The 13261-nt window shown below is 64.5% G+C and carries 8 protein-coding genes; 7 read left to right on the forward strand and 1 reads right to left on the reverse strand.

Annotated features, from left to right (window positions below):
* Positions 1–40: 40 nt before the first annotated feature.
* The 5 genes from groL to PSET11_RS08885 all read left to right on the forward strand — a co-directional run bounded on the left by groL (position 41) and on the right by PSET11_RS08885 (position 9542).
* Positions 41–1651, forward strand: coding sequence for a chaperonin GroEL (gene groL, locus PSET11_RS08865; RefSeq protein ID WP_124091739.1), 1611 nt, complete (start codon positions 41–43; stop codon positions 1649–1651).
* A 101-nt stretch (positions 1652–1752) separates the two neighbouring features.
* Positions 1753–3795: an acyltransferase family protein gene (locus PSET11_RS08870; protein ID WP_124091740.1), complete on the forward strand. Its 2043-nt coding sequence runs from the start codon at positions 1753–1755 to the stop codon at positions 3793–3795.
* Positions 3795–5861 carry an acyltransferase family protein gene (locus tag PSET11_RS08875; protein WP_124091741.1) on the forward strand — a complete coding sequence of 689 codons (2067 nt, stop codon included), beginning with the start codon at positions 3795–3797 and terminating at the stop codon, positions 5859–5861. The genes PSET11_RS08870 and PSET11_RS08875 overlap by 1 nt, the downstream gene beginning before the upstream one ends.
* Before the next feature lie 216 nt (positions 5862–6077).
* On the forward strand, positions 6078–7589 hold the full coding sequence (gene guaB, locus PSET11_RS08880; RefSeq protein ID WP_124091742.1) for an IMP dehydrogenase: 1512 nt from the start codon (positions 6078–6080) through the stop codon (positions 7587–7589).
* A gap of 87 nt (positions 7590–7676) precedes the next feature.
* A complete protein-coding gene (locus tag PSET11_RS08885; RefSeq protein WP_124091743.1) occupies positions 7677–9542 on the forward strand; it encodes an ABC transporter ATP-binding protein in 1866 nt (621 codons plus the stop codon).
* A gap of 38 nt (positions 9543–9580) precedes the next feature.
* Here the strand turns inward: PSET11_RS08885 and PSET11_RS08890 are convergent, their stop codons facing one another.
* Entirely contained in the window at positions 9581–10186 is a 606-nt protein-coding gene (locus PSET11_RS08890) for a hypothetical protein (protein ID WP_124091744.1), read from the reverse strand.
* A 62-nt stretch (positions 10187–10248) separates the two neighbouring features.
* Here PSET11_RS08890 and PSET11_RS08895 point away from each other — a divergent pair, with 62 nt between their 5' ends.
* Both PSET11_RS08895 and PSET11_RS08900 read left to right on the forward strand, forming a co-directional pair.
* The gene (locus PSET11_RS08895; protein ID WP_124091745.1) at positions 10249–11382 is read left to right on the forward strand and encodes a GuaB3 family IMP dehydrogenase-related protein; all 1134 of its coding nucleotides are present in this window, start codon (positions 10249–10251) and stop codon (positions 11380–11382) included.
* 131 nt (positions 11383–11513) lie between these two features.
* Entirely contained in the window at positions 11514–13250 is a 1737-nt protein-coding gene (locus PSET11_RS08900) for a glycerol-3-phosphate dehydrogenase/oxidase (RefSeq protein WP_124091746.1), read from the forward strand.
* Positions 13251–13261 lie beyond the last annotated feature (11 nt).

Raw genomic sequence — 13261 nt, forward strand, 5'->3', positions numbered from 1 at the left:
GGTCAGTGGCGCGGGGTTTCTGTCTTGAAAGGACAAAACCATGGCAAAGCAGCTAGCGTTTGACGACGCTGCCCGCCGGGCTCTCGAAGCCGGCATCGACAAGCTCGCCAACACGGTCAAGGTAACGCTCGGCCCCCGCGGCCGCAACGTCGTACTGGACAAGAAGTGGGGCGCCCCCACCATCACGAACGACGGTGTCACCATCGCCCGTGAAGTTGAACTGGATGACCCGTTCGAAAACCTTGGCGCGCAGCTGGCCAAGGAAGTTGCCACCAAGACCAACGATGTTGCCGGCGACGGCACCACCACCGCAACGGTCCTGGCCCAGGCCCTGGTCAAGGAAGGCCTGCGCAACGTAGCCGCCGGCGCCGCTCCCGGCCAGATCAAGCGTGGCATCGAGGTTTCTGTTGAAGCCGTCGCAGCCCGCCTGCTGGAAAACGCCCGCCCAGTATCCGGTACCCACGTTGCCAACGTGGCCGCCATCTCGGCGCAGAGCGACGAGGTTGGCGAACTGCTGGCCGAGGCGTTCGGCAAGGTCGGCAAGGATGGTGTGATCACCATCGAGGAATCCTCCACCACGCAGACCGAACTGGTCCTCACCGAGGGCATGCAGTTCGACAAAGGCTACCTGTCGCCGTACTTCGTCACCGACGCTGAGCGCCAGGAAGCTGTCCTCGAAGACGCGCTGATCCTGGTCAACCAGGGCAAGATCTCCTCGGTCCAGGACTTCCTGCCGCTGCTGGAGAAGGCCCTGCAGAGCTCCAAGCCGCTGTTCATCATCGCCGAAGACATCGACGGCGAAGCGCTCTCCACCTTGATCGTGAACCGCATTCGCGGCACCCTCAACGTGGTAGCCGTCAAGGCTCCCGGCTTCGGCGACCGCCGCAAGGCCATGCTGCAGGATATCGCCACCCTCACCGGCGCGCAGGTTGTCTCGCCGGAACTCGGCCTCAGCCTGGACACCGTTGGCCTTGAGGTGCTGGGTACTGCCCGCCGCATCACGGTCACCAAGGACAACACCACCATTGTTGACGGTGCCGGTTCCGCTGAAGACGTTGCTGCCCGCGTAGCCCAGCTTCGCGCCGAGCTGACCCGCACCGACTCCGACTGGGACAAGGAAAAGCTCCAGGAGCGCCTGGCCAAGCTGGCTGGCGGCATCGGTGTCATCAAGGTTGGTGCCGCTACCGAGGTTGAACTCAAGGAAAAGAAGCACCGCATCGAGGATGCTGTTTCCTCCACGCGCGCTGCCCTCGAAGAAGGCATCGTTTCCGGCGGCGGCTCGGCCCTGATCCACGCCCTCAAGGCACTGGATGAGGATCCGACCGTGACCGCCCTGGAAGGCGACGCTGCCGCAGCTGTTGGCATCGTCCGCCGCGCCCTGACCCAGCCGCTGCGCTGGATCGCGCAGAACGCTGGCTTCGATGGCTACGTCATCGTTGCCAAGGTTGCCGAACTCGAAGCCAACCACGGCTTCAACGCCAAGACTGGCGAGTACGAAGACCTGATTGCTGCCGGTGTCATTGACCCCGTCAAGGTCACCCGCGCCGCCCTTCGCAACGCCGCTTCGATCGCCGCATTGGTCCTCACCACCGAGACCCTTGTTGTCGAAAAGCCCGCTGACGAAGACCAGCACGCAGGCCACAGCCACTAGGTTGTAGCCGCCTGAAAAGGCCGGTCCGGCTGTCCGCCGGACCGGCCTTTTCTGTCTTCTCCGGTAGAATAGATGCTTTGCCTACCGCAGGAGGATCGTCCATGTCTGGAACGCGCTCCCAAATGCCTGCCATCGTAGACCCGAAAATGCGCCCCAGAAAGCGCAAAGCGACCTTCCGCCCCGAGATCCAGGGCCTGCGTTCGCTCGCCGTTTTGATGGTGGTGACCTACCACGTCTGGTTTGGCCGGGTCTCTGGCGGTGTGGACGTCTTCCTCCTCGTTTCGGCCTTCCTGATGACCCTGCAATTCGTGGGCCGTTATCAGCGGCGCGAACCCATGGCCTTGCTTAAACACTGGCTGCACCTGTTCCGCCGGCTGCTTCCGGCAGCGGTCACGGTCATCGTGGCCACCTTGGCGGCGTCGGCGCTCCTGTTGCCGCGGACGCGGTGGTTGGACCTGATTGATCACGGTTGGGCTGCCCTGACGTACTCAGAGAATTGGCTCTTGCAGCGCCAGGCCGTGGACTACTACGCCAACGACCACAGCCTCGCCAGCCCGTTGCAGCATTTCTGGTCGCTCTCCATCCAGGGCCAGGTCTTCATCTTGTGGCCGTTGATCTTCACCGGTGCAGCGCTGCTGGCCCGCCGGTTCCGGCTGTCCTACCGGCCGTTGCTGGTCTACATTTTCTTCGGCATCTTTGTGGTTTCCCTGATCTATTCGATCGTCTTCACTGCCACCAACCAGGGTCAGGCATATTTCGACGCCGGCGCTCGGCTGTGGGAGTTCGCGCTCGGAACGCTGGTGGCGCTGATCCTGCCCGGTCTTGGGCTGGGCAGGATCCCCCGCATCATCATGGGCTGGATCGGTGTGCTTGCCATGCTGGCCTGCGGCATCGTGCTTGATGTTCAAGGCGCCTTCCCGGGCGTGGCAGCGCTCTGGCCAACCGTTGCTGCGGCGCTGGTGATTGTGGCAGGTCAGACGCAGAGCCGTTTCGGGGTGGACCGGATTCTGTCCTCAGGACCACTGGTCCGGTTGGGTGACAACTCCTACGCCCTGTACCTGTGGCATTGGCCCGTCCTGGTCATTGCCTTGGCCTGGACCGGCAAAGAGCAAGCCGGCTGGTTGTCCGGCACGGTCATCATCCTGACCTCATTGGCTCTTGCCTACCTCACCACCAGGTACATCGAAAAGCCTTGGCGGGAGTGGAAATGGCCTGAGGTCAACCGGCGCCGGACAGTCTTGGCCGTGGTTCTCGCGGTAGCTGTTGCGGCCACGCCGCTGGCCCTGTGGCGCCAGCAGATTGTGCAGTCCAACTCCCAACTGGCGGTCGGCGCCGACCCTCGCTACCTGGGTGCGGTGTCCCTCAACGAGGGCTACACCTTTCGCGCGGATCCGGAAGTTCCGCCAGCGCCGGGACTTGAAGTCATCGCCGATGACTGGCCAGTCTTTCCCAACGGCTGCGAAAGTAACGGCCCGGACGAGAACATCTGTGCCAACGGCATTGAAGACGGCACCAAGAGCGTGGTGGTGCTGGGCAGTTCACACGCCCACGTCCTTAATACTCCGCTGTTGCTGATGGCGGAAAAGTACCACTGGAACCTCACGTCCATCACCAAGGGCTACTGTCCGCTGACGTCCCAGCCGGATCAGGGCATCAGCGACGAATGCCTGGCCTTCAATGCCGACGCCATGGCCAAGGTGCTCGAGATGAAGCCTGACCTGGTGGTCACCACCAGCACCCGTACGGCGAGTGGCGCCGACGCGCCGGAAGTCCTCACGGATGCCTGGGTCCAGGAAGTACAGGCGCTGACGGCCGCCGGCATTGCAGTTGTTGGCGTGCGGGACACCCCCCGCATGCCCAGCCCAGTTCCGGCCTGTCTGGAGGCCAATCCCGGTGACACCGCGGTGTGTGGATCCACTGCTGCAGAAAACTTCAGCGCGGTATCACCCACCGACGCCGTGGCCCTCCCCAACGTTTCCTTCCTGGACTTCACCCCCTACTTCTGCCCTGAAGGGATCTGCGCGCCCATCATCGGCAACGTGATTGTCTACAAGGACGACAACCATGTGACGCGTTCGTACCTTATGACCCTCGCTCCGGTCTTTGAACGCGAGTTCATGGCAGCCACCGGGTGGCAACCCTGATGCGGGCTACGATCAGCGACACAGTAAAGGGCGCCCCGCGGGGAAAAGCCCGCCCCGGCTACCGGCCCGAGGTCCAAGGACTGCGTGCCCTGGCCGTCCTCATGGTGGTGGCGTACCACGTGTGGCTTGGCAGGGTGTCCGGCGGGGTAGACATCTTCCTGCTCATCTCCGCGTTCCTGCTGACGCTGTCCTTTGTCCGCAAGGTCGAATCCGGTATGCCCTTTGGCCTGCTGACGTACTGGCTGCACCTCTTCAAGCGGCTGCTGCCGGCCGCCGTCGTGGTCATTCTGGCCGTACTGGCCGGAACCTGGCTGATCCTGCAGCAGAGCCGGTGGCCGCAGGTCCTCGACCAGGCCTGGGCGTCGCTGCTCTACCAACAGAACTGGCTGCTGGCAGACACCGCCGTGGACTATTACGCCCAGGATCACGCTGGCGCCAGCCCGCTGCAACACTTCTGGTCCCTGTCCATCCAAGGCCAGGTGTTCATCCTGTGGCCGCTGATTTTCGCAGCCGGCGGCCTGGTCCTTGCTGGTTTGCGCCGGACTCCGCTGGCCAGCAGGGTGAGCTACCGCGGCCTGCTGGCTGTGGTGTTTGGCGGTATCTTCGCGGTGTCCTTGGCCTTTTCTATTGACCAGACGAACACCAACCAGGCTTACGCCTACTTCGACACACATGCCCGGCTCTGGGAGTTTGCGCTCGGATCCCTGGTAGCACTGAGCCTGCCGTACCTGCGGCCCGGTCCGATCCTTCGCCTGGTACTGGGCTGGGTTGGCCTGGTGGGCATGCTCTCATGTGGGCTGCTGCTCACCGTGGATCGGTCCTTCCCAGGGTTCGTGGCACTCTGGCCCACCTTGTCCGCCGCCGCGATCATCGTTGCCGGTAACACCGGCAGTCGCTTCGGCGTTGACCTGATCCTGCGCACCAGGACAGCGGTGGCGCTGGGGGACAACTCGTATGCGCTCTACCTGTGGCACTGGCCCATTCTGGTGTTCGCCCTCGCAGCCACCGGGGTGGAAGCACCCAACCTGATGCAGGGCCTCGGCATCGTGGGCGCCGCCCTCCTCCTGGCCGTGCTCACCACCCGGTTCGTCGAGAAACCGTTGCGGGACTGGCGGTGGCCCAAACTGCGTGCCTGGCGCACCGCCGTCGTGGTGGTGGCCTGCGGTGCCGTGCTGGCCGGACCGGTCGCCGTCTGGCAGACCACGCTCACCGCTGAGGAAAGCGCGACGGCGGCCCAACCGCGGGAGCTCACGCCCGGCGCCGCGGTCCTCGCACCGGAACGCGCGGGGCAGCCTGCCCCGGCGGCGAGGGTGATCCCGGGGCCGGTGGCGCTGGACAGCGACTGGGCCGGAATCCATGCGCCGTGCATCGACGCCAATGCCACCACGGATCCCGTCCTTGCCGGCTGCAGGCAGGAAATCCCGTCTGGACCGGTGACCAAACGGATCGTGGTGCTGGGGGACTCGCACTCCCAGCAGTACCTGGCCGCACTGGCCCCGATTGCCGCATCGCGCGGCTGGGAGTTGGTGACCCTGCTGATGCCAGCGTGCCGCTTCGGCGCCGAGTCAGAGACTCGCAGTGCGGAGTGCAACGCCTACAACCAGGCCAGTGCCACCTATGCCGTGGAACACCAGCCCGATGCCGTCTTCACCGTAGCGTCGCTGACGCACGAGGAAGCGCCCTTCGAGACCGAGGTTCCCGGCTACCTGGACGGCGTCCGGCCGTTCGCCGACGCTGGTATTGAGATCGTGGGCATCCGGGACAATCCACGGTTCACATTCAGCTTGCCCGAGTGCGTCCAGCGGCACGGGGCGGAAGCCAGTCGATGCAATCCTCCATTGAACGAGTCCCTGGTAGACCCCTCACCGCTGGAGAATTACCGCGGCCAGATGCCTGGATTGCACCTCATGGACATGAGCGACTTCATCTGCGCCGAGGGGATCTGCCCTGCCGTGGTAGGAAATGTGTACGTCTACAAGGATGACAACCACCTCACCCGCACCTATGTGGAGAGCATGATCCCCATGTTTGAGCAACGCCTGCTGGCTGCCACCGGCTGGAACTGAGGGCTGGAGCCCAGGGTGCGGTTGCTCACATTCCCGTTCCGGAATAGGGGGATGGGCGTGAAGGTTCTAATATTTACTCAACACTTCCCGCCCAGCGATGGCTGCCACCCTCCGGTAGGCGTCCCGGGCGTTCTGCACAGGCCGGTCCCGTAATAACGGGCCGGTCATCGGCTGCAACCCCTTCCCCGCCAAGCAACCAAGGTAAGAGGCGCACTCATGACCGAGCCCGAACACAACCCCTTCGCCCTGATCGGCCTCACGTACGACGACGTCCTGCTGCTCCCGGGCCACACGAACGTGATCCCGTCCGAGGCGGACACCTCCTCCCGGATCTCCAAGCGGATCACTGTGCAGACGCCACTGCTGTCCGCCGCGATGGACACCGTCACTGAATCCCGGATGGCCATCGCCATGGCACGCCAGGGCGGCTTGGGCGTGGTGCACCGCAACCTTTCCATCCAGGACCAAGCCGACCAGGTGGACCGGGTCAAGCGCAGCGAGTCGGGAATGATCACCAACCCGCTGACCATCGGCCCTGAGGCCACACTGGCGGAACTGGACGAGATCTGCTCCCACTACCGCGTTTCCGGCCTGCCCGTGGTCGATGAGGGCATGCGGCTTCTGGGCATCGTCACCAACCGCGACACCCGGTTCGTGCCGGAAGCCGACTTCCCGCTGCGGCTGGTCAGCGACGTCATGACCAAGATGCCGCTGGTCACCGGCCGCGTGGGAATCAGCCGTGAGGAAGCCTCACACAAGCTCGCCACCAACAAGATTGAGAAACTTCCCCTGGTCGATGAGCAGGGCCGGCTCAGGGGCCTGATCACCACCAAGGACTTCACCAAGGCCGAGCAGTACCCCCTCGCCACCAAGGATGACGAAGGTCGCCTCCGGGTTGGCGCTGCCATCGGGTTCTTCGGTGACGGCTGGGAGCGCGCCATGACCCTGGTGGACGCAGGCGTAGACGCGTTGTTCGTTGACACCGCCAATGGCCATTCACAGGGCGTCCTGGACATGATCCGTCGCCTGAAGTCTGATCCTGCCGTGGCGCACGTTGACATCATCGGCGGCCAGGCAGCCACACGCGAAGGTGCGCAGGCCCTGATTGATGCCGGCGCGGACGGCATCAAAGTGGGTGTTGGCCCCGGCTCCATCTGCACCACCCGCGTGGTAGCTGGCGTCGGCGTCCCGCAGATCACGGCCATCTACGAATCGGCCAAGGCGGCAATCCCGGCCGGGGTGCCGTTGATCGCCGACGGCGGCCTGCAGTACTCCGGCGACATCGGCAAGGCGCTGGTCGCCGGCGCCGACACCGTCATGCTCGGTTCCCTGCTGGCCGGCTGCGACGAGTCCCCGGGTGACCTGATCTTCGTCAACGGCAAGCAGTTCAAGCTCTACCGCGGAATGGGATCACTGGGGGCCATGCAGACCCGCGGCAAGAACACCTCCTACTCCAAGGACCGCTACTTCCAGGCAGACGTGTCCGGCGACGACAAACTCATCCCCGAGGGCATCGAAGGCCGCGTGGCCTACCGTGGGCCGCTCGCCTCCGTGGCCCACCAACTGGTAGGCGGCCTCCGCCAGACCATGTTCTACACGGGCGCACCCACCATTCCCGAGCTCAAAGCCCGCGGCAAGTTCGTCCGCATCACCGCTGCCGGGCTTAAGGAATCGCACCCGCACGACATCCAGATGACGGTAGAAGCGCCGAACTACGGTTCCCGCTGACCTCACACGAACATTTTGAATATCGGCAGGTCGCGTCCTTCTTGGGCGCGGCCTGCCGTTGTCTGTTCAGGGAACTAGGCTGAGCCCATGCCGGAATCACGCCACCCAGCGGAGTTGAACCCCAAGCGCGACGCGCAGCGGCGCCTGACCCTGCGGCCGTACGCCAAGGCTGTGGCGCAGGTGCTGCGCGTCAGCTTCCGGGCCTCGCCGGCCGCCGTCGTGATGAAGGTCCTGGGCTCCCTGATCTCGGCAGTGCTGCCCTTGGTAACCACGTACTTCGCTGCCCTGACCACCACGGCGCTCGCTGCGGCATACGCCGGCGATTCAGCCGCCGGTCAGCAGGCCATCGTGTACGTCATCATCACCGCCGCCCTGGGCCTCCTGTGGGGTGCTTTTAACAGCGTCGACCGATACATCCAGCAACTCATGAGCTTCAAGGTGGGCGCCATTGTGGGGGACCAGATGTATGAGCGCTTCTTGGCGCTCGAGTTCTGGCGCTACGACGACAAGGAAACCGTCGACCTGTATGACAGGGCCAAGCGGTTCTCTGATTCTTATGCCCGGGTCCTGGACCGCATCGCCGCGATCTTCACGCAGTTGATCTCTGTCCTGCTCGCCATCGGCGCCCTGCTGCTGGTGAGCTGGTGGATCGCCGTGATTGTGTTGGTGGCGATTGTGCCCAGCGTGTACCTGCAGTTCAAACTCTCCCGCGAGCAGATTGCGCACTGGAACACGCAGGTAGATTCACGTCGGCAACGGCGGATGATCGAGACCAACCTGCTCCGGCCGCAGCACATTGCCGAGATGCGGCTGTACGGGATTGTCAGGCACCTGATGGACCTCCGCTCCCGGCTCCGCGATGCTGACGAACGCCGCCGGCTCGACTTCCAACGCCGCTACATCCCCAAACAGTTGGCGGCAGACGCCCTCCAGTACGGCGCGGAAGTGGTCTCGCTGATCTGGGTGGTGGGCCAAATCATTGCCCGCGCCCAGCCGGTGGGCCAGTTCCTGTACGTCCAGCAGATCGTCAGCAGGGCGCTGTCCACCGCCAACAACCTGGTGACGTCGCTCAGTTCCATCGATGAGGACCTGGCCAACCTGAAGGACTATGAGCTCTTCATGGACCTGCCAGCCCACACCGACCGTTCGCCGCAACTGCTGGCAGCGCCCCGCGTGGTGGAGCTGCGGGACCTTCGGTTCACCTACACCGGCAGTGAGACGGAAGTGATCCGCGGCATCAGCATGACCATCCGAGAAGGCCAGCACGTGGCGATCGTGGGGGAGAACGGGGCTGGCAAGTCGACGTTGATCCGGATCCTGGCAGGGCTCTATGCGCCAGACTCAGGCCAGGTACTGCTCGACGGCGTCGATCTGGCCAGCGTCGATGTCACTTCGTGGCACCGGCATCTGGCCGTCCTCAGCCAGGAATTCCTGAAGTACGAATTTGCCACCGCCGCGGACAACATCCGGTTTGGCGACGTTGAATCGCCGCGAGACGACCAACGCATCCGGCGCGCCGCAGCAGATGCCGAGGCTCTGGAATTCATCAACAAACTGCCCAACGGCCTGGAAAACCACGTGAGCAACTGGATGGAGGATCCACGCGGCCGGAAAGGCAGTGGGCTCTCCGGTGGCCAGTGGCAGCGGCTGGCCATGGCGCGGAACTTCTACCGGGACGCATCCTTCATGGTCATGGATGAACCCACATCCGCCATCGACGCTTTGGCTGAGCACCGCATCTTCACCCGGCTGTTTGCCGATCACAGCAGCACCATCATCGCCATCAGCCACCGCCTGGCCACCATCGAAAAGGCAGACATTGTCTACATGCTCGAAGATGGCCTGATTGCTGAGCAGGGCACGCACAAGGAACTGGTTGCCCTGCGGGGGCGGTATTTCCGGATGTTCGAGTCCCAGCTCAGCCCAGAAGAACCTCAGCCCGGAAGGACCTGAACCAGAAGAACCTCAGCCCTGAAGAGCCTGTGCCCGGGTCAGGTGCCCACAATCGTTGTCTGCACGGTGGCGAGGCTTGGCTGCGGCGGCACGCTGCTGAAGCCGAACGTCACCGGCGGCCGGACCGTGGCCAGCGCGCCAGCATCCCGGCCTGACCATTGCAATGATCCTGTGGTGATGCTGCGCAGGTCGGTGACGCCGTAGTACTCCACCCTGCCGCTACCCGCCGATCCGGAGGTCCGCGCACCGGGGCTCAAGACACCGGCCAGCGGGCCCACCAGCCTGAGCCACCGTGGTTGCACCGCCAGGGGCCGTGGCACCGCACGCAACCCCCAGCCCAGGAGGGACCGCTGTCCGAGACCGGCGCGGACAGCCAGGGGACCGGCGTCGACCGTCAGGGCCTCAGCGGTCAGCACCGCCGCAACGTCAAGGACGTCGACGGTGTCGAACGAGTAGGTGCCGGCGATAAAGTCGGCCACCTCCCTGTTGGGCGCAAGCAGGGTGCGGTGTCCGGTGGGCTCTTGGACCATGACGTCGGCAAAGGCACCGAACGGCGACTCTTGCCAGATGCCCACCACTGCGCGCAGGCCAGACGTGCTGCCGAGGCCTGCAATGTGCCCCTTGAAGATCCAGCGTTCAGCCATTTGACCACTGTAGCGGCCGGTCCGGGCCGAGGTCTGGTGCGTAGCTGGGATAACCTAGAGCAGTGACTTACGAGATTGAGATCGGCCGTGGCAAGCGTGGGCGTCGAGCCTACTCCCTGGATGACATTGCGCTCGTCCCCAACCGTCGTACCCGCGACCCCAAGGACGTCTCTGTCGCCTGGCAGATTGATGCCTACCAGTTCAGCATCCCGGTGATCGCCGCCCCCATGGATTCCGCCATGTCACCCCAGACGGCCATCACCCTGGGGCGCCTCGGCGGGCTCGGCGTACTGGACCTCGAAGGGCTGTGGACCCGGTACGAGGATCCGCAGTCAGTCCTGGACGAGATCGCGGCATTGGCGGACGAAACCACCAGTCCCGCCGTGACGGGGAGGATGCAGGACCTCTATCGGGCGCCCATCCAGCCCGAACTGATCACCTCGCGGTTGGCTGAAATCCGCGCTGCCGGCGTCACGGTTGCCGGTTCGCTGACGCCACAGCGCACCCAGGAGCACTACAAGACTGTGGTGGCTGCCGGCGTCGATGTCTTCGTCATCCGCGGCACCACCGTCTCCGCCGAGCATGTCTCCAAAAACCACGAGCCCTTGAACCTCAAGCAGTTCATCTACGAACTCGACGTTCCCGTGGTGGTCGGTGGCGCTGCCGGTTACACCCCTGCCCTGCACCTGATGCGCACCGGCGCCGCCGGCGTCCTGGTGGGCTTCGGCGGCGGTGCCACTACCACCACGCGCCGTGCCCTGGGCATCCACGCCCCGATGGCCACCGCCATCTCGGACGTCGCGGCAGCGCGCCGTGACTACATGGACGAATCCGGCGGCCGGTACGTGCATGTGATTGCCGACGGCGGAATGGGCTCCTCGGGCGATATGGTCAAGGCCATCGCCATGGGCGCCGACGCCGTGATGCTTGGCAGCGCACTGGCCCGTGCCGACGAGGCACCGGGCCGCGGCTGGCACTGGGGCCCAGAAGCGCACCACCTTGAACTGCCCCGCGGTGACAGGGTGAATGTGGGCACCGTTGGGCCCATGGAAGAAGTTCTCTTCGGGCCGGGCCACCACACCAACGGCACCTCGAACCTCATTGGTGCGCTGCGCCGGTCCATGGCCACCAGCGGCTACTCGGACCTCAAGGAATTCCAGCGCGTGGACGTCGTCGTCTCGCCCTACACGCCGTAGCCGTGTTGGTAGGGCCGGCCAGCGCTGTCTACTGCGTTGACCGGCCCTAGTGCGTTGACAGGCCTGCCCAAAGAACGCGTCCAGCAAGTAGTGTGGTGGCATACCGTCACACGAGGCACTGGAGGCGTTCAATGAAGACCATTCCGGACGGCGGGGTCCTGGGACCCAACGCCAGAGAAGCATCCATCCAGCGGCTTAAAGCCACCACAGAGCCCGGGCAAGAGCTCGACATCCTGATTGTGGGTGGCGGAATCGTGGGTACGGGTGCCGCCCTTGACGCCGTGACGCGCGGCCTGAGTGTGGGCATTGTCGAGGCTAACGACTGGGCTGCGGGAACCTCGTCCCGGTCCTCAAAACTCATCCATGGCGGCCTGCGCTACCTGGAAATGCTTGATTTCGCCCTGGTCAAGGAAGCACTGCAGGAACGCGGTTTGCTGCTCTCTGAACTGGCTCCGCACCTGGCTCGGCCCGTGCCGTTCCTCTACCCCCTGACCAAGCCCTTCTTCGAGCGCCCCTACGTGGGTGCCGGCATTGCACTCTACGACGCCATGTCCGTCTCCAGCGGCCACAGCCGCGGCGTGCCCTTCCACAAGCACCTCAGCCGTCGCGGCACGCTGCGTGCTGCGCCGAGCCTGAAAGACGACGCCTTCGTGGGGTCCATCAGGTACTACGACGGCCAGGTGGACGATGCCAAGTACTGCGCCAACCTGATCCGCACTGCGGCGCACTACGGCGCGCATGCCGTGAATCAGATGGCCGTAGTGGACTTCCTCCGCGAAGGTGAGCGGGTGGTTGGTGCCAAGGTGGTCAACCATGAGGACGGCACGCAATTCAACATCCGGGCCAAGCAGGTCATCAACGCGACCGGTGTCTGGACGGACGAAACCCAGGCGATGGTCACGGACCGTGGCCAGCTCAAGGTCAGGGCCTCCAAAGGCATCCACCTAGTGGTGCCGCGGGACAGGTTCCAATCCACCGTTGGCTTGATTCTGCGGACCGAAAAGTCCGTCCTGTTCGTCATTCCCTGGGGCCGGCATTGGATCATTGGCACCACTGACACGGACTGGAACCTGGACAAGGCCCACCCTGCCGCCTCCAGCAAGGACATCGACTACGTCCTTGAGCACGTCAACAAGGTCCTCAAGCGCCCGCTGACCCGCGAGGACGTTGAGGGCGTCTATGCAGGATTGCGGCCGCTGCTGGCCGGCGAAAATGATTCCACCGCCAAACTCTCCCGCGAGCACGTGGTGGCACACCCGGTCCCCGGCCTCGTGGTGGTGGCTGGCGGAAAGTGGACCACCTACCGCGTGATGGCCAAGGATGCCGTGGATGAAGCCACCCGCACCATGGACGAACGGGTACCGCCCAGCTGCACCGAAACCATCCCACTCCTTGGTGCCAGCGGATTCAAGGCCGCCTGGAACCGCCGCAACCGGACCGCCGAAGAGTCAGGGGTGCACGTGGCGCGGATTGAACATCTCCTGAACCGCTACGGCGCCATGACACCCGAGGTTCTCAGCATCATTGCTGAGAAGCCTGAATTGGCCGAACCGCTGCCCGGCGCGGATGACTACCTGCAGGCGGAAGCCGTCTATGCCGCCAGCCACGAAGGCGCCCGGCATGTGACTGACGTTTTGACCCGGCGCACCAGGATTTCCATTGAAGCCTGGGACCGGGGAGTCTCAGCAGCGCCCGTTGTCGCTAAACTGGTGGGTGACGTCCTTGGCTGGAGTGAGGCCCAACGCGAAAGCGAGGTCCGTAACTACATTGCACGCGTGGAGGCCGAGCGCCTCAGCCAGCAACAGCCGGACGACGAATCCGCAGACGCCGCCCGGTTGGGCGTGGAAGATATCGTGCCCTTGCGCTGAGGGGTGCGGCC

This window comes from Arthrobacter ulcerisalmonis, from assembly GCF_900609065.1.
Classification (GTDB): domain Bacteria; phylum Actinomycetota; class Actinomycetes; order Actinomycetales; family Micrococcaceae; genus Arthrobacter; species Arthrobacter ulcerisalmonis.